Raw genomic sequence first — 21,621 nt, forward strand, 5'->3', positions numbered from 1 at the left:
AGGATCGGTCAGGTGGTGTCTCGCAAGGCGGAGGAGGGAGCCGCAGCGTGCTGCGGTGACCGACGACAACGCGGCGAGGCGCCGCCTGACCGACCACAGTAGGCAAAAGATCCGCAGGACAGGACCTAGGCGCCCTGCCCCTGAAGTGCCCCCTGAGTGCCCCTGGGTCCTCTCCGCCCAGCGCGGCCGGGCGATGCCTCGCCGCGTTGGGCGTACTCCGGGGCGGCTCTCCCCGAGAGGCTCCAGACAGGCCGCTGCACGAAGTTTCCGCCGGGGCCTAGGAAACGGTCCGGCTGGATCCGGCAGGGGCGGGGCGGCCCGCTGGAGGGGCGTCTCGGGGGCACGGCCGCCACGGGCGCTCCAGCCGTCGCAGATGTTCCAGGCGTCACGGCCGACGGAAACGGCCAGACATGACCGGCGAGCGACGGTCAGGGGACGGCGAAACCAGTTTGATGTTAACTCTCGCCCCTTCCGTCCCTCGATTTTGCCCGTTTTTCGGCCTTTTCCCCCCCGCGGAACCTCGCGATCCGGTCTGCGCATCTTCCAGACCCGCGTAGCATCATCGGGCATGGGGCAGCCAAACATGTCTACGCGCCGCCCGCGGCTCATCTCGGGAATGGCGATCGCCGCGGCGCTCGTCGTCGCGTCCTCGGGTTGTGGGATGGCTAGCGGCATGGCCTCGACGGAGAGATCTCAGCTGGAGCCGATCAGCGTCTCCAGCCCCCGGGTCAGAGACGGCGGCCCCCTGCCGTCCGACTATTCATGCAAGGGTTCGGCCGGTAATCCCCCGTTGCGCTGGTCTCGCGTGCCCGAGGGCACGAAGTCCGTCGCGATCGTGGCGGACAGCAACTCCCGGACAGGCGGCGAGGTGCACTGGGTCGTTTTCGACATCGACCCCCGCACCAACGAACTACCTGAGGGCGGCGTCCCGGTGGGAGCCGTGGAGGGAAGCACGACGAACGGCAAGGTGGGCTATAGCCCCCCGTGCGGCGTCCAGGAGAACTATCGTTTCACTGTCTACGCGCTCGACGGCAAGGTCGATCTTCGCAAGGGAGCCTCCCTTGACCAGACCTTGAGGAGCATCGCGGACAAGACGATCGCCTGGGGACGGCTCACCGCGGCGCACATCGAGTGACTGGCCAAACACCGGAGGTAGTAATGGTTACCAATTCTTCACTTAGGGTGTGACAACGCTCATAGTGGTCCGACACAATCAGATCCAATGTCCAAGCGCAGGTGATGCATGGGGGAAGGTCGCGTCGATGGCCGCGCGACCTCACCGGCGCCGCTGTAAGGCCATGGCCTTGAGGGTGGTGCAATGATCGCGGTCGTAGTAAGCCTGGTCGCCGTCGTGCTCCTCGTGCTCGTCGTCGTGGCACTGGGAATGCGGTCGATGAACCGCAGGGAGAGCGCGCTCCCCGCGGAACGTCTGCGGGAGATGGCGGAGAAGGAGGCGCTGACTCCGACCATGTCCAGCGACGACTTCGCCACCAGAGAACCAAAGATGAACCACTTCACCCCCGACCTGACACCGTTCGACGAGCCGAAGCCGCCACGCCAGCCGCGGCCGCCGAGCTCCCGGGGCAAACGCGGGCTGAACGAGTTCGGCCAGGTGGACGACTACGACGACGACTACTGGACACGGCTCCAGGCTGACGAGGGCGGTTTCGGAGGGCCCTTGGCAGCTCAGATGGGCGCGAGCCGTCCCGTCGACCAGGAGAACCAGCAGGTCGACGCCGACGCGACGACAGTGCAGGCACCGCTCCCGACCAGGCCCCAGCCGCCTCGCGGCGCCCCGCAACCCCCCGCTCCCCGACCGGCCAGGCCGGCTCCCGAGCCGGCCGTCGCCTCCGCCTCGCTGCCCTCCGGCCTCGACGACCTCATCGCCCCGGTCCAGCCGAACCCCGCCCCCACCGCGGCGTCACTCGCCGAGCAGCGGACCGTGACGTTCGCGGCTCCCACTCCCGGCACCTTCGGTGACGCCCGTCCCTCGCGGGCGAGTTCTCGCCGCGGCGGGAACCGGACACCCTCGCAGCCGTCGCCCCAGCCCGTCCAGGGCAACGGCGCCCCCTCCCGGCCCGACCCGCTGAACGACCCGCTCGCCGGCCCGTACCCTCGCCGCGGCGCGAGCTCCCGGCCCAGCGGCAGCGGCTCGTCCGGTGCCCGTCCGGGCAACGGCGGACCGCCCGCCTCGATGCCCCCCATGGGTCCCACGACCAGCGGCGGCTTCCCCGCCACGCCCGCGCCCGCGCCCGACCCGCTCGCGGCTTCCTACCGCACCCCGGCGCAGCCGCCCAAGAGCAACCTGGCGGACAACCCGTGGGCACAGGCCACGAGCCCGACGTCGGGTGGCTGGCCGGCGGCGAACACCGCCGACATCCTCGACGACCCGGCCCCGTCCTACTCCTCGTACCAGACGCCGATCCACGGCGCTCCGCCCGCGGGCTCGTACGAGGTCAGTTCGGGCTGGGCCACCATCGACGACGACGCGATCACCGGTCCGAGCCCGGCGATCTCCGCCTCCACCGGCCCCTCCCGGGCCTTCCCCCCCGCCCAGGACCGCCCGGCCGACCCGCGGGGCGGGACGACCGGCGGGTACGGCTACGAACCCCAGCCCGCCACCCCGGCCAGCCCGGTCGCGTGGCCGGAGCCCGGCACTCCCAACGGGAGCGACGGCGCGAGCTGGCCGAGCTACGGCGAGCTCTACGGCACCGCCCCCGAGACCGCGACCGCTCCCGCCGAGGGACGAGGCCGGGGCGGCTCGCGGGGCAACCACCATCGGGCGGCCCAGGAGCCCGACTACCCCGACTATTACCGCTGATTCTCCCCGTCCTCCGTAAAAGCCCACGGTAAACGCCCGGCCGATGAGGCGCGGCCCCGTAGGGTCTGCACATGGAGACGGACACGAAGAGCGACGGTTTGACCACGGTGGGTCGCATCGCCTCCGTACTGCGGTACGACCTACCCGCATCCCTGGTGGTCTTCCTGGTGGCCCTGCCCCTCTCACTGGGCATCGCGGTCGCCTCGGGAGCACCACTGGCGGCGGGGCTCATCGCCGGTGTGGTGGGCGGCGTGGTGGCGGGCCTGCTGGGCGGCTCCGTCGTCCAGGTGAGCGGGCCCGCCGCGGGGCTGTCCCTGGTGGTCGCCGATCTGGTGATGCGATACGGCTGGCGGGCCACCTGCATGATCACCTTACTCGCGGGCGTCCTGCAGCTGCTGCTGGGCGTCTGCCGGGTCGCCCGCTCGGCGCTGGCGGTCTCGCCCGCCGTGGTGCACGGCATGCTCGCCGGGGTGGGCGTGGTGATCGCCCTCGCCCAGCTGCACGTGGTGCTCGGCGGGAACCCGCAGCGCTCCGCGATCGAGAACCTGATCGAGCTGCCCCAGCAGATCATCCACAACCACACGCACGCGGTCTTCGTCGGCCTGCTGACCATCACGGTCCTGGTCGCCTGGACCCGTCTGCCGGCACGGGTGCGGGTTTTCCCCGCGCCGCTGGCGGCCCTGCTCGCCGCCTCGGTGACCGCCTGGGCGCTCGGCTGGGAGGTCACCCGGATCGACCTGTCCGCCAGCCTGGACTCCTGGGCCACCCCGCTCTGGCCCACGGGTGACTGGCACGGGATCATCGCCGCGGTGCTGATCGTGGCGCTGCTGGCCGGGGTGGAGTCGCTGCTCTGCGCGGTGGCCGTCGACAAGCTGCACGAGGGCAGGCGTTCCGACCTCGACAGGGAGCTCATCGGCCAGGGCGTGGCCAACATGGTGACCGGCACACTGGGCGGCCTGCCCGTGGCCGGGGTCATCGTCCGCAGCACCACCAACGTCAGGGCGGGAGCGCGCAGCCGCTGGTCCACGATCCTGCACGGCGTGTGGATCCTGCTGTTCGCGGTCGGTCTGGGGTGGATGATCGCCCTGATCCCGACGGAGGCGCTGGCCGCGCTGCTGGTCTTCATCGGCGTGCAGATGGTCAACATGGGGCATCTGCGTAACCTGCGCGGCCACAGCGAGGTGCCGGTGTACGTCGTCACGATGGCCGGGGTGGTGCTGCTCGGCCTCGCCGAGGGAGTGCTGGTCGGCCTCGGCCTCGCCGCGCTGTTCGCGCTGCGCCGCCTCACCCGGGTGACCGTGCGGGCCACCGCCGAGCCGGACGGCCGCTGGCACGTGGTGATCGGCGGCTCGCTGACCTTCCTGGGGGTGCCCACGCTCACCTCGGAGTTGCGTGCCATCCCGGCCGGCGCCTCGGTCGACCTCGACCTGAACATCGACTTCATGGACAACGCGGCCTTTGAGGCCATCCACGACTGGCGGCACGAGCACGAGCGCGGCGGCGGGAGCGTGGACATCGACGAGATCCACGACGAGTGGTACGCCATGGCGGCCAGCGGCGCCCGGGTGTTCCCCGCCAAGACCCCGCCCCTGGCACCTGACCGGTGGTGGCTGCCCTGGTCCCACCGGCGAAGCGGGCGGCGCTCGGCCCGCCATCCGCTGGTCGCCACCCGGCACGCGCCCCGCGGCGGCAGTCCCGCCGTGCCCGACCTGCTGGCCGGGGCGCGGGAGTTCCACCAGCGCACGGCACCGCTGGTCCGTCCCCTCCTGCACGGGATGGCCCGTGGGCAGGAGCCCTCGCATCTCTTCATCACCTGTGCGGACTCCCGCATCGTGCCGAACCTGATCACCGCCAGCGGCCCGGGAGACCTGTTCACCCTCCGCAACCTCGGCAACCTGGTGCCCCGGCTGGGTTCCGTGCCGGCGGACGACTCGGTGGCCGCGACGATCGAGTACGCGACGGACGCGCTCAACGTCCGCACCATCACGGTCTGCGGACACTCGGGGTGTGGGGCGATGACCGCCCTGCTCAGCGGGGGTGAGAAGGCGGCGGGTCTGCCGGCGCTGGGCCGCTGGCTACGCCACGGCAACCACACCCTGGCACGGTTCATCGCGGGCGAGAGCGCCGGCGACGACGAGGGCCCGCTGGACCGCCTCTGCCGGGTCAACGTGATCCAGCAACTGGAGAACCTCCGGACCTACCCGCAGGTGGATCGGCTGTTCCGCGCCGGGCACCTGGAGCTGGTCGGCATGTACTTCGACATCGGCACCGCCCGGGTGCACCTGCTGGAGCATCCCCCGATCGCGAGCCGTCCGCTGTGAGCAGATGGCTTGCGCTACGGGTGAAAGCCTGTGGTCCCGTATCCGCCGGGCGCCAAGAATGAGGCGCTATGAGGATTCTGATCATGGGTGGTTCGGTTTTCCTGGGCCGGGCGATCACCCAGGAGGCGCTGCGGCGCGGGCACGAGGTCACGACGTTCAACCGGGGTCGCAACGGGGTCGACCTGGTGGGCGTGGAGGCGGTCAAGGGCGACCGTGAGGTGCCGGAGGACCTGGATCGCCTGGTGGCGGGCCGGGAGTGGGACGCCGTCATCGATGTCCACGGGCAGGTCCCGAGGGTCGTCGGCGAGTCGGTGCGGAGGCTCGCCGGCCGGGCGGGCAGCTACGCGTACATCTCCAGCATCTCGGCTCTCTCCGACTTCCCCGAGCGAGAGTGCGACGAGAGCTCACCGCTCTTCGAGTGCGCGCCGGACGCGGGTCCCGAGGACGGTCACTACGGCATGCTCAAGGCGGGCTGCGAGCGGGCGGTGGAGGAGGGCTTCGACGGCAACGTACTGATCATCCAGCCGGGTCTCATCCTGGGCCCGTACGAGAACGTGGGCCGCCTGCCCTGGTGGCTGGACCGGATCTCCCGGGGCGGGCGGGTGCTGGCCCCGGGAGACCCGAACCGGGCGATGCAGGTCATCGACGTCCGTGACATCGCCGCGTTCGTCCTCACCCACGCCGAGGCCGGGACCGCCGACCGCTTCCTCACCGGCGGGGTGCGCGGCAACACCACCTACGGTGACTGGCTGGCCGAGTGCCGCGCGGTGACCGGTTCGGACGCCGAGTTCGTCTGGGCCGACGACCGCTTCCTGCTCGATCGGAAGGTGTCGCCGTGGACCGAGTTCCCGATCTGGGCTCCCGACGGCCCCGAGTTCGCCGGGGTCTGGTTGTCCTCGTCGGCGAAGGCCATCGCGGCCGGGCTGACCTGCCGCCCGGTCGCCGAGACCGTACGCGACACCTGGGCGTGGCTGCGTGACGTCCCGCCGGGGGAGCGCGCGTTCCGCGGGCACGGCATCGATCCGGAGAAGGAGGCCGCGATCCTGGCCGAGTGGGCATAGGGATTCCCGGCCACCACGATCCGCCCGCGGCAGGGGTGTATTTCTACGCAGACGCCGGATCGGCCGACGCATAGGGTCGTGGCTGTCCGGCTCCGTCCCCCGAACGCCGGACAGCGGTCCACGCTCCCAGGGGGGAGGGTGGAGGGCTGCCGATAGAGTACCCACAAAAAGACTAACCGGGTACTTCGGCCGTCCAGAACTTCCCAACACCCGGAGGCGATCGCATGCCCGCACGTAGACGAGCCAAAATCTACGTGCGGGTGTCCGCCGTCGTGGGGCGGACGGAACTCCACTCCCCCGAAATCCAGATCGACGCCTGCGAGCAGTGGAATTCTTCCTCACCCGGGTTGCCGTCGACCGGGTCGTTCTCCCGTTCCCAGTCGGTGACGAACCTGCCGAATGCGACCAGGCGGGACCGGTCAACCATCACCGTCTCCTTGACCCGAGCGCCGGGCCATCAAGGCCTGGGTCCTATCCCGGCGAAGAGGGCCTCGATCACGCGGTCGACGTACTCGTGCGTCAGTGGTTCTTGGATGATCAGGGCCCGGAAGTACAACGGACCCGACAGGATGTCCATCGCCAGATCCAGGTCGAAGTCGGGCGACAGTTGACCTTGATCGCGGGCCACCTTCAGCCGGGCGACGGTCTTCTCCGCCTGTGGGGTGATGAAGTGGTCGTTGAGCGCCGCCGCGACCTGAGGATTGAGCAGGGCCTCAGCGATCAGGGCCCGATACAAGGGACCCACGGGGGGCCGGTCCAGTAGATCGATGGCCGCGTGGATCTGCTGGCGCAGGTCGGCGATGAGGTCGCCGGTGTCGGGGTAGTCCAGGGCAGGACCGTTCAACAACATGAGCGAGTCGAGGAACAGGGCTCCCTTGGACGACCAGCGGCGGTAGATCGTGTGCTTGCCGACGCCGGCGCGGGCCGCGACCGCTTCGATGCTGAGTTTGGCGTAGCCGATCTCCTGGCCCAGCTCCAGCGTGGTCCGCATGATGGCCTCGGTCCGGTCGGCACTGCTGCTGCGCTTGTCAGTCATCTCACCACCGTAATGGAACGGCACGTGCCGTATTGACAATAGGGGCCGCCCTCCAGCATGCTTCACAATCGGCACGGCACGTGCCGTACCATAATAGGAGGGACGCTGTGGGAGCACCAAGCGCAGACCTGGCGCTTCGGCTCGACGGTCTGACCAAGACGTTCGGCCGCAAGCTGGTGGTCGACCACATCGAGTTGGAGGTGCGACGCGGATCGTTCTTCGGTCTGGTCGGCCCCAACGGAGCGGGCAAGACCACCTTGTTGTCGATGGCGGTGGGCCTGCTTCGCCCCGACGGCGGACGGGCCGAGATCTTCGGCCTCGACGTATGGGCTGACGCCCCCCAGGCCAAGAAACTGATCGGTGTGCTGCCCGATGGGCTGTCCATGCCCGAGCGGCTGACCGGCCGCGAGCTGCTGCGCTTCACCGGCCTGCTGCGTGGCATGGACCTTAAGGAGGTCGAGCGGCGGGCGGGTGAGCTGCTGGAGATTCTGGAATTGGACGCAGCCAAGCGCACCCTGGTCATGGAGTACTCCACCGGCATGCGCAAGAAGATCGGCCTGGCCACGGCGTTGTTGCACGCCCCGAAGCTGCTGGTGCTGGACGAGCCGCTGGAGGCGGTCGATCCCGTCTCAGCCGCCACGATCAAGGTGATCTTGCAGCGGTTCGTGCGCGGCGGCGGCTCGGTGGTGTTCTCCAGCCACGTGATGGCCGTGATCGAGCAGTTGTGCGACCACGTGGCAGTGATCGACTCCGGCCGGGTCGTGGCCTCGGGACCGCTGCAGGCCGTGCGGTCGGGCCGGAGTTTGGAAGAGCGGTTCGTGAGCCTGGTCGGCGGCCAGATCCCCGAGGTGGGTGAGCTGGCGTGGTTGTCCTCCTGATCAAAATGAAGCTGGCCGTGCTGCGGAACTCCATGACCGGCCAGCGCGCCGCCCAGATGGTCACCGGCGCCCTGGCCGGACTGGCCCTCGCGACGGGCCTGATCGTGCTCGCGGGGCGCGACTATCCGGTCGCGTCGCTGCCGTTCGACCTGCTCGGCGCGGGTTTCGCCCTGTGGACCGCCGGCTGGCTGCTGGGCCCCGCGCTTTTTGGCGGCGGCGATGAGACGCTGCGCCCCGAGCATTTCTCGCTGCTGTCGTTCACCCCGCGCCGTCTCGCGGCCGGGCTGACGGGGGCCGCCTTCATCGGTGTCGCCCCCGTCGTCACGCTCGTAGCCTTCGCCGCGCTCGTCGTGCTGGCCGTCAAGGCCGAACTTGGCATGGCGGCCACAGCGGTCGGCGTGCTCGCCATCGCCCTCCAACTGGTGTTGTGCGTGCTGGCCTCCCGGCTGGTCACCGCGGCGCTCGGCCAGGTCATGCGGTCCAAGACGGGCGCCGCGCTGGCCGCTCTCATCAGCGCCGCCATCCTGGCCGCCCTGCACTCCAGCTGGGTGCTGTCGCCCCTCGTGCAGGCCGCCCTGCGCACCGGCTTCCCCGGCTCTTTCTCCACCTGGGTCAGGGCGCTACCCTCCGGCTGGGGCCTGGTCGCCGTGCGGGCGGCCGGGCAGGGCCAGTGGCTCACGGCGGCCGCCGCCCTGGCAGGGCTCGCCGTACTCGGCGTTGTCTGTTTGTACGGTTGGGCCGTCTTGCTAAAGCGGCGGCTGACCACCCGGCGCGCGAGCGGACGCCCGGCCCGGGACGCTTCTGGCGGGTGGGCGCGGGGCCCGGTGACCGCGGTCGCCGCCAGGGAACTGCGCACCTGGTCCAGAGACCTGCTGCGCTTCCACTACCTGTGCTTCGCCCTGTGCTACGCGCTGGTGTTCTGCCTGCTGCCGCTGGCCGTCGGCGCACCGGTCTTCCTGCCCTGGAGCGGCCTGGTCTTCGCCCTGTGGACCGCCGCCATCTCCGCCAACCTGTACGGCGAGGACGGCACCGAGCTCTGGGGCAAGATGATGATCCCCGGCGCCGCGCGCCACGACATCCACGGCCGTCAGCTCGCCTGGCTCATGGTTACGGCACCGCCGACCATCGTCCTCACCCTCGCCGCGCTCGCCCTCACCGGCCAGTACGACCTGTGGCCGTGGCTGGCCGCGCTCGTGCCCGCACTGCTGGGCGGCGGGGCGGGTGTGACCGTGCTGGTGTCGGTCCTGCGGCCGGTGCCCATGATCGACCCGCACCGCAGAGGCGGTAACCTCCTGGAGAACGGCACCGACTTCACCCAGGTACTGCTGGTGCTGATCCTCACCGCAGCGGCGGCCGCCCCCGCCTACTTCGCGGTATGGCTCGGCCCCGCCTGGGCGGGAGCGGCCGTGGGTCTGATCAGCGGTGCCGTGCTCGCCTGGCTGCTGGGTCATCTGGCCGCCGCCAGACTCCGGTCGAGCGCGCCCGAACTGCTCCTGCACCTGCGAACCGGTGTCCCGCCCAAGCGGACACGACCGGCCCGTCGCCCGCTCCCGGCTCTGGAACCGGGCAGGCCGCACCTGCCCAAGCCCGACCTCGGCTTGGAAAGGCTCGGCCTCGACCTGGCCCCCGCGGGCCGGCGTACCTACGTCATCGTGAGCCTGACCCTGTGCTGGGTGCCCCTGGCGGCCCAGGGCATCGTGCCCGCGCTCATGCTGACCACCGGCCAGGTCACCCGATCGTGGTTCCTGGCCCTGCACCTACCGCAGCATCTCCAATGGCCCACCATCATCGCCATGATCGTCCTCGGGCTCGTCCTGCTGACCACCGGACTGGGCATCGGCCTCTACTACCTGGCCAAGTCATGGCGAGACGGCATCGAACCTGATGGCGGCCCGTGACAGTCGCCTTTCCAGCAGCGGGCCTCATCACACAGAGTTACTGATCACTCCTAACGAGTCCGTCACTCCGGCAGACTCGTTATCAGGAGGCGGATCTAGGCCCTGAGCTGGTGTTAGCGCACCGCTCAGGGCCGTTTTGTTTGGAGCACCAGCACTCGGCGAGCATCGGTGTGGGTTAGCCCTACGGATACCGTCCTCCACCCACCCCTTCACCCGTGCCATGTCACGCGCGGCGGGTGTGCCTCATCGTCCAGTTGGTCTCCCAGGTCTTCTCCCCGTCCACGGAGAACGCCTGCTCCCACAGGGCCGAGGTCGGCGTGATCTCCGACCACGTGTACCGCATCCGGACGGGCGTGCCCTCATGGGTTTCGTCGCCGTGGAACACGCCCTTCCCGTCGGCGAACCTGCCGAAGACGGGATTGTGCAGAACTCCGGTCTCGCTGTTGATCCAGTAGATCGCCCATAGTTCACGTTTGACGTCAAAGGTCCGTATCGACACCCCCTTGAAGCCCTTCGTGGGGAAGGTGATCTCGTCGAAGACGCCCGCGCCGTCGAAGAAACCGCGGCAGACGGCGACGCTGGGAAACTCCTCCCACTCATCGCCTCCGCTCAGCGGTTTGAGGAGCCTGCGGTTGTCTATGTCCCAGGTACCGTGCAGGAAGTCGAAATCACTGTTCATGCTGAGATATTAGAGCCGCTCCCTAACATTCCCTGTCAATCGGGCAGAGAGATTTCCTGCCCGCGCGGGCGTTGCGTGGCCCTCGCATGCGGGGTACCGTCACGGCCCTCAGGATCCGTTTTTCCATACGACATCCGGCATAGCGACATTTTCCGCTCGCCGGGGCATATAACTCAGGCCGCCACATACGCATACGGCACGGAGGTCGACGATGGCTGGGTGGCACGCGTTACGGGAGGAACTGGTCTCGCGGGTACGTACCCGGGGGATCAGCCAGGTCGTGGCCGACGCGTTGCGGACGGTGCCACGGCATGTGTTCCTGCCCGAGCTTCCCGCGCAGACCGTCTACCAGGACGACGCCATCGTGACCAAGCGCGACGCGGACGGCCGCCCGATCAGTTCCTCCTCGCAGCCGGCGATCATGGCTCTGATGCTGGACCAGCTCGGGGTGGAGCCGGGGCAGCGCGTGCTGGAGATCGGCACCGGAACCGGCTACAACGCCGCGCTCCTCGCCCATCTGGTGGGGCCGGAGGGCCAGGTCGTGAGCGTCGACATCGACCCCGAGCTGGTCACGCTCGCCGGGGAGCACCTGGCGGTCGCGGGACACCCCGAGGTGAGGCTGGTGTGCGCCGACGGATCCGAGGGATTCCCTCCGGGGGCGCCCTACGACCGGGTGATCGCCACCGTCGGTGTGTGGGACCTGGCACCGGCCTGGCTTGACCAGCTCGGGCCCGGCGGGCGCCTCGTGGCCCCGCTGGACCTGCGGGGGGTGCAGCGCTCGGTGGCGATGGAGCGAGCGGACGGGCACTGGACGAGCCGCTCGGTGCTGCCCTGCGGGTTCATGCGGATGCGCGGCCCCTTCGCGGGCCCCGAGACGACGCTGGTACTGGACCGCGAGTCCGACCTGACGATCTCGCTGCCCGAGGCGAGCGAGATCGGTGACGTGCTGGCGGCGCTCGACGGGCCCGTGGTCGAGCTCTCCACCGAGATCAGCGTCGGCTTCTCCCAGCTCCTCGACGGGCTGAGCCTCTGGCTGGCGGTGCACGAGCCCCGCTGGTGCACCATGTCGGAGGCGCGGCCCGGCTGGCTGGCCTCGCCCCCGCTCGACCTGACCGGGTTCCGGATGGCCGTCGGGATCGTCGAGCGCGACAACCTCTGCATGCTGGAGCCGTCGCCGGACGGCACCCTGATCGCTCGCGGCCACGGGCCGGATCGGCTGCGGCTCGCGGGCGAACTGGTCGCCCACGTCCAGGCGTGGGACATGGCGGACCGCCCCATGACGACCGGACTCCGTATCGACGCCTACCTGGGTGACCCGCCGCGCGGCGGTCTGCTCCTCCGCAAGCACCACACCACCCTGGCCCTGTCGTGGCAGGATTCGTAGCGGGTCGCCGTCAGCGCGTGTGGCGCCGGCCGTCGCTTCGATCGCGGCGGAGCCGCGATCAACTCTTCTGCAGGATCTGCGCGATCGTCGCGATGGCGTGGCGGCCCTCGGGGACCGGGGTCAGGACGTAGACGTGAAAGGCTCCCCGCACGACGTGCAGGTTCACCTGCACGTCGTGCGGGGCGCGCTCCCGCAGGAGCAGGGCGTCGGGATAGAGCACGTCGTGCGTGCCCACGAAGAGCTCGACCGGCGGCAGGCCGGTCAGATCACCGTGGACGGGGCTCAGCCGCGGGTCGCGCGGATCGTCCCCCGCGGCCCAGGCACGCCCGGCCTCGATCAGGCCGACGCTGCTGAGCCATGGATCGCGCCGTTCGACGACGGGGATGTCGGGGTGGGACATGGTGATGTCCAACCACGGTGACAGCAGGATCAGTCTGCCGGGCCGGGGCAGCGCGGAGGCGGCCAGGTCCTGTGCCAGGGCCAGCGCCAGACCGCCTCCGGCCGAGTCTCCGGCGAGGAAGACAGCCTCCGCCTCGCAGGTCTGTAGCAGGTCGCGGTAGACAGCGGTGAGGAAAGGAAAGGCTTCGCGGTAGGTGTGCCGGGGAGCCAGTCCGTAGATGGGCACCTCCACCCGCATCCCGGCATCGGCGAGTGCGAAGACGAAGCTCCAGTGCTCTTTGGTGATCTCATCGATGTAGGCGCCGCCGTGCAGGTAGATCACCGCTTTGGCCGGGGCCGGGGCCGAGCGCGGGATCACGGTGTAGCAGTCGAACCCCTCCAGGCTGCGCCGGTGCACCCGGTGCCGTGCGGCCGCCCGGGCCGGGGGAGCCGGATCGGCCTTGACTGCGTTGATCGCCTTGCGGGCCCGCTCGGCGGTGGCCATGCGCGGCTTGTACAGCCCGCGCAGCAGCACCGACAGGACCCTCATCTGCACGCTCATCACGCCTCCTGCGGAGCCTGCGGCTCATTCATGACCGGCTTCGTGTCCGTCCCTTGCCGACGCGCCGGCTGCCACCCGCGATCGGGCCTGCCCATGGGGTACGCGGCACGTCGTCCACCACCTGCACACTGCGCGGCACCTTAGTATCCGGCCGGCGTGGTACGACGAATACTGGAATCCGCCTGCCGATAAGGGGGCACGGTTCGGGCGACGTCCACAACCTCCGCGTCCCGGGTACACGGGTGACGTCACGACCGCGCATGGAACGCGCCAATCAGCTGTGTGGTTGAAACGTACATTAAATAGTTAAGTAGAACATGTGTCGCCAAAAGGCGATCCACTCGGTTCAGCTGCGATTTTCGTACTTAACTCACTCTTTACCGATCAGTACTGATCGCCGACTCCAGACATCACACCTGCGACGATCTACCATGACACTCAACCTTGACAAAAGGTTAAACAAGGACACGGGCCGTCGTGTCATCGAACCGTACGGAGCGAGGGTGGAATGTGGCCCGGCGATGCCGTGTGGAAACAACGGATACGCGGCGCCATGAAAATCAGGGGTGATTCCATGCAGATCAACCGATTCAACGGGCCGGTGCTCTCGCTCTTCCGCATCGTGACAAGTCTTCTCTTCCTGTGCCACGGCCTGGCGTCGATGTTCGGCGTCTTCGGCGGCAACCGCGGCACCGGCCAGGCCCTCGCGTTCGGCGCCTGGCCCGGCTGGTGGGCCGCACTCATCCAGGTGGCCTGCGGCGGGCTCGTCCTCGCCGGGTTCCTCACTCGTGTCAACGCGACGCTCGCGTCAGGCTCGATGGCCTACGCGTACTTCGTGGTGCACCTGCCGCAGGACTTCATGCCGTTGCGCAACGGCGGCGAGCTCGCGGCGCTGTTCTGCTGGTCGTTCCTGATCATCGCCGTGCTCGGCCCCGGCCCCTGGGCGATCGACACCCTGCTCCGGCGCCGCCGCGGCGCCTCGGCCGTCCCCCGTCAGATCCACGCCCCCGCGCACGCCGAGGGAACCTGACCAGCACCTTTTCCCAGGAGCGTACCGGAGCCCTGGGCGCCGATCCGGCGCCTGGGGCTCTCTCACGTTCCGGCGGCTCAGGGGGCGTCACCGAGGCCCGGCCTCCCGCGGCGGAACGGGAATTTCGCGCTGTTCTTCATTGCTCCAGCCGGATTTGGAAAAGCCCAGGTCAGCGTGGAGAACCCGGTTCGGGCGGGTGCCGGAAAGGACCTTTCACCGATCCGAGGGAACGCGAGTTTTCGCAGGTCAGAGCAAATGTGAATGTACGTTTCACGTTTGCCTGATCCGGATCGCGTGGGTAAAGATGAATCATCTCCAGCCGGACCCCCGACCAGGGGTTTCTTCGGCATGCCACCAACCGACCACCCCGAGGAGGGGACGATGATCCATGCCCGAGGGCTGACCCGGCGATTCAAGGTCGGAAAAGGAGGCGTCGACGCCGTGCGCGGTCTCGACATCGATGTGGAGGCGGGTCAGTTGGTGGCCTTCCTCGGTCCGAACGGCGCGGGGAAGTCCACCAGCCTGCGCATGCTGACCTCCCTGCTCCCGCCGACGTCGGGAACCGCGACCGTGGCGGGCCGCGATGTCGTGTCGGATCCGGCCGGAGTCCGCGCCCGCATCGGCTACGTCGGCCAGAAGAGCAGCGCGGGTGAGAACTTCCGCGTCCGCGACGAGTTGGTGACCCAGGCGCGCTGCTACGGGCTGCGGCGGGCCGAGGCGCGGCGGCGGGCCGACGAGGTCCTCGGCCTGCTGGACCTGGAAGCGCTGGCCACCCGGAGGCCCGGCACCCTCTCCGGCGGCCAGCGCCGCCGTCTCGACATCGCCCTGGGCCTCATCCACCGGCCCGGCCTGCTGTTCCTGGACGAGCCCTCGACCGGCCTCGACCCGCAGAGCCGCGCCAACATCTGGGAGCACATCCTGCGGCTGCGCGAGGAACACGGCACGACCCTCTTCCTGACCACTCACTACCTGGAGGAGGCCGACACCATGGCCGAACGGGTGGTGATCATCGACCACGGCCGGATCATCGCCGACGGAACCGCCGAGCAGTTGAAGGGCGAGCTGGCCGGTGACCGCGTCACGGTCACCGTCCACGACGAGCCGGGGGCGGCGAGGGCCGCCGAGGTCGCCGCGCGGATCGCGGGATCGGACGCGGTCACCGTCGACGGGAGGACGGTACGGCTGCGGGTGCCCCACGCGGGCAGGGCACTGCCGGAGTACCTGCGCTCCCTGGAGGTCTCGGGGGTGAAGGTCGCCACCGCGGAGACCTCCCGGCCCACGCTGGACGACGTGTTCCTCGCGCTGACCGGCCGCAGCCTGCGCGAGAGCGACGAGAACCACGGGACCGCCCCGCACGACGCCTGACCGTCGGCGCCGCCCCCTCGCACTGACCGGCCTCGCACTGAACGGCCACGCCCCGCGCAACACCTGGCCATCGGCGACATGCCCCTCCCCCACCGGCAAGAAAGGTCACCCCCGTGAGCGTACGACTCTTCCTCCGTGACACCTCGACCGTGTTCTCCCGCGAGTTCGTCCCCGTGTTGCGCGAGCCCCTCGGCCTCCTCTTCACCATGGGGCAGCCACTGCTCTTCCTCTTCCTGTTCGGTCCGCTGCTCGCCGGAACGCAGAGTTTCGAGGGCCAGGGATCGCCGTGGCAGTGGTTCGTGCCCGGCATTCTGATCATGATGTGCCTGTCCGGGCCGATGATGGCCGGCTACTCGCTGCTGGTGGAACTGATCGGCGGCTCGATGGAGCGCATGCTGGTCACCCCGCTGAACCGCACGGCGATGCTGGTCGGCCGGACGATGAAGGAGTTCGTGATCCTGCTGGCCCAGGCCGCGCTGATCATCGTGCTCGCGGTGCCGCTGGGCTTCCGCCCGCACCTGCCGGGGGTGCTGACCGGGCTGGCGATACTGGTCGTGTTCGGGATCGGCCTGGGATCGCTCTCCTTCGTCCTCGCGATCGCGTCCAGACCGAGCGGCAACCTGTTCTACGGGGTCACCCAGCTGGTGCTGTTCCCGCTGATGCTGCTCTCCGGCGTACTGCTGCCGATGGACTTCGGCCCGGCGTGGCTCCAGGCGGTCGCCGCGCTGAACCCGGTCACCCACATCGTCGAGGCGGAGCGGGCACTTTTCTCCGGCCGTTTCGCGGACACCTCGGTGCTGTACGGGACGCTCTGGGCCTGCGTCGTCGCCGCGGTGGGCCTGGCCATGGGCACCAGGGCGATGCGCCGCGGCATCTGACACGACGCTCTCGGCAGCGGGCGCGCGTCCGGCCGGCTCCTCTCCGTCTGCGCGGAGAAGACGGAGAGCCCCGCTCCCTGAACGGCGACTTCGACCGGCCATAGGTGCCGCGTCCCGGCGTCCCGTACCGGCTCGGTCAGTCAGACGCGTCAGAACGGTATGACCAGCGCCTCTGCAGCAGGAACAGCAGGGCCAGGGAGGGCACCAGGAGCAGCGCCCCGACGGCGAGCGAGATCAGCGTCGCGGTCAGCACCGCCGGATGCGCCGCGGCCTCGTTCACCGTGAGGGACGGCGGAAGCATCAGGGGATACTGCGCGAGTGGCCAGCCCCACAGCACCGCGGTGACGGCCAGCGCGCCAGTGATCCGGACGAGCGTGAAGCTCCGCCGCCACAGCAGGACCAGGGAGAGCAGTCCGAACACCGCACTGGCGATCACCAGGGGCAGCGCCCGGTGGGTGAGTCCCTCGAACAACCGGGGCGCGTCCGCCCGGAGCACCGCGATGCCGGCCAGCGCGACGACTCCGACGCACGATCCCGTGATCAGCGCCTTGGTCCGGAAACTCTCCGCCAGGTGCGACATCCCCGCCCGTACCGCGTCGTCGCACAGGTATATCGCGGCCAGGTAGGCGCAGACGCCGACCGCGAGGACCCCGCCCAGCATGGAGGTCGGGTTCAACCAGCCGGTCACGACGTTTCCGGCCGCGAGGCCCACCGGCACACGTCCCGAGGCGACCCCTCCGGCCGCGGCGCCCAGGAAGAAGGGGGTCAGCACGGAGGAGATCGCGAAAGCGGCGCCGAACAGGCGTTTCTGCCACAACTCCGTGGCGGCCTTACGGAAGGCGAAGGCGGATCCTCGGGCGATGATGCCGAACGCCACCAGCGTCAGCGGGATGTAGAGGGTCGACATGACGGAGGCGAAGACCGGCGGGAACCCGGTCCACAACATGACGAGCACGAAGATCAACCACACGTGGTTGGCCTCCCAGACCGGCCCGATGGAGTGCTCGATGAGGTTGCGCTCCGGCATGCCCGCTCTGCTGCGCCCGGCCAGCAGATCCCAGATGCCTCCGCCGAAGTCGGCTCCGCCCAGCAACGCGTAGCCGGTCACCCCCACCCAGAGCACGAGCAACACGATCTGCGCCGGGTCCATCGGATCAGTCCCGTTCCTGAGGGGCGTGCAGGAGCACTTCGCCGGGGATCTCCTCCGCCGGGACCTCCTTGGGTTCACGTGCCAGCCGCCGCAGGACGTAGCCGATGGCGACGGTGAGGAACAGATAGACCAGCAGGAGGGCGAGGAACCCCAGCCACAGCCCGGGGGCGGGGTTGACTCCGTCGGCCGTGCGCAGCCTGCCGTACACGACCCAGGGCTGCCTGCCGACCTCCGTCACGATCCAGCCCGTCTCCACCGCGACGACGGCGGCGACGCCGCAGACGGCCGCGAGCCTCAGGAACCACGGGGAGCGCGGCAGGTCACGCCGCCGCCACCAGGTCAGGGCGAACCAGGCGGCCATCAGGAGCAGGAAGAAACCGATCCCCACCATCATGTCGAAGGCCAGGTGCACGGGGTTGACCGGCGGGCGGTCGGCCGCGGGCACGACGTTCAGCCCCTGGACCACGGTGTCGGGGTGAAAGCCCACCAGCAGGGAGAGACCGTAGGGAATCTCCAGCGCGTAGCGCAGCTCGTCGTTCACCACGAAGCCGCCGATGCTCAACGGCGCACCGGCGCGGGTCTGGAAGAGAGCCTCCGCGGCGGCGAGTTTGACCGGCTGGTTGGTGGCCAGGAATCTGGCGATGAAGTCGCCCACCACGATCTGGATCGGGGCGAATATCGAGCCGAGCGTGAAGGGAATCAGGAATCCCAGCCGGTGGTAGCGGTCCCGCCGTCCGCGCAGCAGGGCCACCGCGTACACCCCCGCGACGAGGAATCCGGCGACCATGAAGGCCGCCACGATCATGTGCGTCGTCTGCAGCGGCGTGGCCGGGTTGAGCATCGCGCCCCACGGGTCCACGCTGGTGATCTTCCCGTCCTTCGCCTCGAACCCGACCGGCTGGTTCATCCACGCGTTGGCCGAGACCACGAAGAACGCCGACGCCGTCCCCGCGATCATGACGGGAATCCCGGTCAGCAGGTGGATCCTGGGCGGTAGCCGGTCCCAGGAATAGAGGTAGACACCGATGAAGATGGCCTCGATGAAGAAGGCGATCCCCTCCAGCGCGAAGGGGAACCCCATCACCTGGCCGTAGACGCCCATGAGACCCGGCCAGAGCAGGCCCAACTCGAAACTGAGGATCGTTCCGGAGACCGCCCCGACCGCGAACAGCACTCCCACGGCCCTGGCCCACTTGCGGGCCAGCCGCATGTAGTTGTCGTCGCCGGTGCGGATCGCCCGCCACTCGGTGAACACCAGCAGGACCGGCATGCCGACCCCCATGCACGACAGCACGATGTGCCAGCCCAGCGACACCGCCATCTGCAGCCGTGCCGCCAGCAGATCCGTCGCGCTCGCCGCCTCGGCCAGCGTACTGATCCCCGTCACGGCACGGACACTTCAGCGTGCGTGACACGGTGGCCGGTCTCCCCATACGCGTCCGGCCACCCGCCCCGCATCTGAAAACAGCATCTGACCTGCATGGAAGCGCTCTTCCCTGTAGGTATGAGCCACAAACGACGGGAGGTCGTGTCCATGAATCCGGTGCGAGATGCCGCGTCGGGAACCTGTCACGGATCGCCCCTGACCAGATGCGGGGATAAATCGGTCTTATCGCCACGAAAAACAGGACAGTTCCTTGATCTAGGTGATTCCGCACGCCGACGTGCGGAATCACCCAGATCAAGGATCAGTTGCGCCTTCCCTCGGTGTGCCCGGAGACCTCAGCCGCGACAAACAGGCCTTTGACCTGGGTTCGGATGACCCGCGACGACCTCCCGCGCCAATGGTCAAGCTTTGACCCTTCCCCACTCGCTATTTCTGAACATAGCGCCACTTCGGCCTGTTGTAGGCTGCCGACGTGAGCGCCGCCGCCCCGTCCCCCCGGTCCAGATTTAAAATATCCATTTTTCTGAGTTATCCGAAACCATGTAACTCCCGGCAGGAGGCGTTCGTCGAAGCACTCTGCGGCTATCTCGACGACCGCGGTTTCGCACCCCGGACCCTGGGCGTGACGGACTATGACATGGACGCCCCCTTGAAAGCGATCCGCCGTCTGATGCTTGAGTCAAACGCCTTGATCACGATCGCCTTCCGCCGGACATACGTCGAGCGGGCCGTTGGAAACCATCTGGCCGACTTACCGGGCCGTTCCCCCTACATCATCAGCGACCAATGGCTGACGAGCCCTTGGTCGCACATCGAGCCGGCCATGGCCTTCCAACTGGGGCTTCCCTCTCTGATCCTGCGGGAACGCGGTGTAATCGCCGACGGCATACTGGAAAAAGGCGTCCTGGGCAGCTACATGCCGGAGTTCGACACCTCCACACCCGTGGACGACTACTTCGACTCCCCCGAGTGGCGTGACCTCATCTGGAAATGGGAGAGCCAGACCCGAAAAGTAGTGGAGACCAAAGGGAATCCCCCGAAGCTGTATTGACTCATGTCATCGGCATACGACGACAGCGTCATCCTTGAGCGACGCGGCACAGCCGTCGTCAGCCGGAACCTCACGCATCGCGGACGCGACCCGGGTGGATAACCCTGGAACGCGGTTACGCGTCAGGCCGGCTCGGCGGCGACAGCGCCACGGCGGGCGCGTGTGCCGCCTCGCCGGTGAGCAGCCGTCCTCTAGTGGTGGACGATCGGGGCGGCGGCGCACGCCAGAGCGACCAGCCCGAATCCGATGCCGACGAAGAGCACTGAGCTGATCCGCGACGCCGAACAGCGGCGTCACAGGTGGTTAAACTCCCGGCATGCGGATTCCAACGGACAGAGAGATTCGCGCGCTGCACGCGAAGTACGCGCCCACCCGGGAAGCGTTCGATCTCGTCTACACCCACTGCGAAATCGTGTGTGGAATCGCGGAACAGCTCCTCCCCCGTGCCGACCCCGATCTCGATGCGGACCTGGTGCGGGCCGGCAGCCTGCTTCATGACATCGGGGTGTACCGGCTGTACGACCAGGATGGAAAGCTCGATCACGCACGCTATGTGCGTCACGGGATACTCGGCTACCAACTCCTCCTTGACGAGGGGTTCCCGGAGAAGATCTGCCGCTTCTGCTCCTGTCACACCGGGGTGGGAATCAGCCGTCACGACATACGGCGGCAAGGCCTCCCGCTGCCACCTGCCGACTACATGGCGGAATCAGCCGAAGAAGAACTTGTGATGTACGCGGACAAGTTTCACAGCAAAACCGATCCCCCGACATTTGTTTCCGCCACCTCCTACGCCACTCAGGTCCGGCGCTTCGGCGAGGAAAAGGTCGTGATCTTCAAGTCGCTGTGCGAAAACTTCGGAGTTCCCGATCTCGCACCGTTCGTCACCACGTACGGGTACGCCGTGGTGTGACACGCTCTCCATCGAATCGGCGTCAGCGGCTGGCTCGTAAGGTGCACGCCCCGGCCTTGATCGACGTGGAGATCGCATCGGTGGTGCGCGGGCACGTGATCACCAGTAAGCCGGAGATACGCATCTCCGAGGCAAGGGCCCGGATCATGCTGGAACGCTACGCCCAACTCAAGATCGTGCGGCATCCGATGCTGCCTCTGCAGTCGCGGGTGCTGGAGTTGCGGAACGATCTCACCGCGTATGACGGCATGTACGTGGCCCTCGCCGAACTGCTGAGGGTGCCGCTGCTCACCGATGACGCCAAGTTCGCCGGCTCCGCGGGGCATCGGGCGGAGATCCACCGCTACTCACCGCCCTGAACGGGGGTCCGTCAGGCGCGGTTTCCACTGTCACCGGTGTCGTGACTGGCCCGTGACGGCCTCACCGGCGGAGCCCTGCGCCCCCGCACTGACCGGTGAAAGGCGGAGCATCTCCCCGCCGACGTGTCCGGCTCCGGCCAGAGCAGTGGTGAAGCCTTTACCGGCTCACCACACCAGGGGAAGGGCGGCTGCTGCAAGTTCGCGCACACCTCCGATGACGGAGGGCACCATGGCGCTACTTCCGGCGCCTTACCTGCGGTTACCATCCTCCGCCGCACAGTGGCGACAGCCGGTACGGCGGGAGTCGCACGCCGACCACGCCAGGCCAAAAGAGCACCCGATCGGCAAACCGACATCGTCGTCCACCCTGCCGCCCCGACCGGTGACCAGCGCGCCGCCCCTATGGCCCTGGCCGCCATTCACTCCGCCTGGTCCATCACAATCGACCGTCTCACGGATCTGGCGAGCCT

At 68.7% G+C, this 21,621-nt stretch carries 19 protein-coding genes; 13 read left to right on the forward strand and 6 right to left on the reverse strand.

Annotated features, from left to right (window positions below; genetic code table 11):
- Positions 1 to 583 precede the first annotated feature (583 nt).
- The 4 genes from ABT130_RS41010 to ABT130_RS41025 all read left to right on the forward strand — a co-directional run bounded on the left by ABT130_RS41010 (position 584) and on the right by ABT130_RS41025 (position 6,203).
- Entirely contained in the window at positions 584 to 1,135 is a 552-nt protein-coding gene (locus tag ABT130_RS41010) for a YbhB/YbcL family Raf kinase inhibitor-like protein (RefSeq protein ID WP_350917483.1), read from the forward strand.
- A gap of 183 nt (positions 1,136 to 1,318) precedes the next feature.
- Positions 1,319 to 2,821 carry a hypothetical protein gene (locus ABT130_RS41015; protein WP_350965015.1) on the forward strand — a complete coding sequence of 501 codons (1,503 nt, stop codon included), beginning with the start codon at positions 1,319 to 1,321 and terminating at the stop codon, positions 2,819 to 2,821.
- Positions 2,822 to 2,892: 71 nt separating this feature from the next.
- A complete protein-coding gene (locus tag ABT130_RS41020) occupies positions 2,893 to 5,142 on the forward strand; it encodes a SulP family inorganic anion transporter (protein ID WP_350965018.1) in 2,250 nt (749 codons plus the stop codon).
- Positions 5,143 to 5,210: 68 nt separating this feature from the next.
- On the forward strand, positions 5,211 to 6,203 hold the full coding sequence (locus ABT130_RS41025) for an NAD-dependent epimerase/dehydratase family protein (protein ID WP_350965020.1): 993 nt from the start codon (positions 5,211 to 5,213) through the stop codon (positions 6,201 to 6,203).
- 250 nt (positions 6,204 to 6,453) lie between these two features.
- Here the strand turns inward: ABT130_RS41025 and ABT130_RS41030 are convergent, their stop codons facing one another.
- Positions 6,454 to 6,630: a hypothetical protein gene (locus tag ABT130_RS41030; RefSeq protein WP_350965022.1), complete on the reverse strand. Its 177-nt coding sequence runs from the start codon at positions 6,628 to 6,630 to the stop codon at positions 6,454 to 6,456.
- A 30-nt stretch (positions 6,631 to 6,660) separates the two neighbouring features.
- Complete coding sequence (locus ABT130_RS41035; RefSeq protein WP_350917494.1) at positions 6,661 to 7,239, reverse strand: TetR/AcrR family transcriptional regulator; 579 nt, start codon at positions 7,237 to 7,239, stop codon at positions 6,661 to 6,663.
- 107 nt (positions 7,240 to 7,346) lie between these two features.
- Here ABT130_RS41035 and ABT130_RS41040 point away from each other — a divergent pair, with 107 nt between their 5' ends.
- The gene (locus ABT130_RS41040; protein WP_350965025.1) at positions 7,347 to 8,117 is read left to right on the forward strand and encodes an ABC transporter ATP-binding protein; all 771 of its coding nucleotides are present in this window, start codon (positions 7,347 to 7,349) and stop codon (positions 8,115 to 8,117) included.
- Positions 8,102 to 10,015: a hypothetical protein gene (locus ABT130_RS41045; RefSeq protein WP_350965027.1), complete on the forward strand. Its 1,914-nt coding sequence runs from the start codon at positions 8,102 to 8,104 to the stop codon at positions 10,013 to 10,015. The genes ABT130_RS41040 and ABT130_RS41045 overlap by 16 nt, the downstream gene beginning before the upstream one ends.
- Positions 10,016 to 10,238: 223 nt before the next feature.
- Here the strand turns inward: ABT130_RS41045 and ABT130_RS41050 are convergent, their stop codons facing one another.
- The gene (locus ABT130_RS41050; RefSeq protein ID WP_350965029.1) at positions 10,239 to 10,694 is read right to left on the reverse strand and encodes a hypothetical protein; all 456 of its coding nucleotides are present in this window, start codon (positions 10,692 to 10,694) and stop codon (positions 10,239 to 10,241) included.
- A 211-nt stretch (positions 10,695 to 10,905) separates the two neighbouring features.
- Between ABT130_RS41050 and fxlM the strand changes: the two genes are divergently transcribed.
- A complete protein-coding gene (gene fxlM / locus ABT130_RS41055) occupies positions 10,906 to 12,078 on the forward strand; it encodes a methyltransferase, FxLD system (protein WP_350965032.1) in 1,173 nt (390 codons plus the stop codon).
- A gap of 58 nt (positions 12,079 to 12,136) precedes the next feature.
- On the opposite strand, the gene ABT130_RS41060 is transcribed toward fxlM, so the two are convergent.
- Positions 12,137 to 13,018 carry an alpha/beta hydrolase fold domain-containing protein gene (locus ABT130_RS41060; RefSeq protein ID WP_350965034.1) on the reverse strand — a complete coding sequence of 294 codons (882 nt, stop codon included), beginning with the start codon at positions 13,016 to 13,018 and terminating at the stop codon, positions 12,137 to 12,139.
- Between the two features lie 574 nt (positions 13,019 to 13,592).
- Here ABT130_RS41060 and ABT130_RS41065 point away from each other — a divergent pair.
- From ABT130_RS41065 to ABT130_RS41075, 3 genes are all read left to right on the forward strand, one after another.
- The gene (locus ABT130_RS41065) at positions 13,593 to 14,048 is read left to right on the forward strand and encodes a DoxX family protein (RefSeq protein WP_350917512.1); all 456 of its coding nucleotides are present in this window, start codon (positions 13,593 to 13,595) and stop codon (positions 14,046 to 14,048) included.
- A gap of 381 nt (positions 14,049 to 14,429) precedes the next feature.
- Positions 14,430 to 15,413, forward strand: a complete 984-nt coding sequence (locus ABT130_RS41070) for an ATP-binding cassette domain-containing protein (RefSeq protein ID WP_350917515.1) — start codon at positions 14,430 to 14,432, stop codon at positions 15,411 to 15,413.
- A 113-nt stretch (positions 15,414 to 15,526) separates the two neighbouring features.
- Complete coding sequence (locus tag ABT130_RS41075) at positions 15,527 to 16,291, forward strand: ABC transporter permease (RefSeq protein ID WP_350917518.1); 765 nt, start codon at positions 15,527 to 15,529, stop codon at positions 16,289 to 16,291.
- A 136-nt stretch (positions 16,292 to 16,427) separates the two neighbouring features.
- On the opposite strand, the gene ABT130_RS41080 is transcribed toward ABT130_RS41075, so the two are convergent.
- Together ABT130_RS41080 and ABT130_RS41085 are read right to left on the reverse strand one after the other, a co-directional pair.
- Complete coding sequence (locus tag ABT130_RS41080) at positions 16,428 to 17,441, reverse strand: cytochrome d ubiquinol oxidase subunit II (protein ID WP_350917524.1); 1,014 nt, start codon at positions 17,439 to 17,441, stop codon at positions 16,428 to 16,430.
- A gap of 4 nt (positions 17,442 to 17,445) precedes the next feature.
- Entirely contained in the window at positions 17,446 to 18,828 is a 1,383-nt protein-coding gene (locus tag ABT130_RS41085; RefSeq protein WP_350965037.1) for a cytochrome ubiquinol oxidase subunit I, read from the reverse strand.
- Positions 18,829 to 19,300: 472 nt separating this feature from the next.
- On the opposite strand from ABT130_RS41085, the gene ABT130_RS41090 reads away from it, so the two are divergent.
- From ABT130_RS41090 to ABT130_RS41100, 3 genes are all read left to right on the forward strand, one after another.
- Positions 19,301 to 19,879: a hypothetical protein gene (locus tag ABT130_RS41090; RefSeq protein ID WP_350965039.1), complete on the forward strand. Its 579-nt coding sequence runs from the start codon at positions 19,301 to 19,303 to the stop codon at positions 19,877 to 19,879.
- A gap of 316 nt (positions 19,880 to 20,195) precedes the next feature.
- The gene (locus ABT130_RS41095) at positions 20,196 to 20,792 is read left to right on the forward strand and encodes an HD domain-containing protein (RefSeq protein ID WP_350965042.1); all 597 of its coding nucleotides are present in this window, start codon (positions 20,196 to 20,198) and stop codon (positions 20,790 to 20,792) included.
- Between the two features lie 56 nt (positions 20,793 to 20,848).
- Positions 20,849 to 21,151 (forward strand): type II toxin-antitoxin system VapC family toxin, encoded by a 303-nt coding sequence (locus ABT130_RS41100; protein ID WP_451935420.1) that lies wholly within the window; start codon positions 20,849 to 20,851, stop codon positions 21,149 to 21,151.
- Positions 21,152 to 21,621: the final 470 nt, after the last annotated feature.

Origin of the sequence: Streptosporangium sp. NPDC001681 (genome assembly GCF_040298085.1) — a bacterium.
GTDB lineage: Bacteria > Actinomycetota > Actinomycetes > Streptosporangiales > Streptosporangiaceae > Streptosporangium.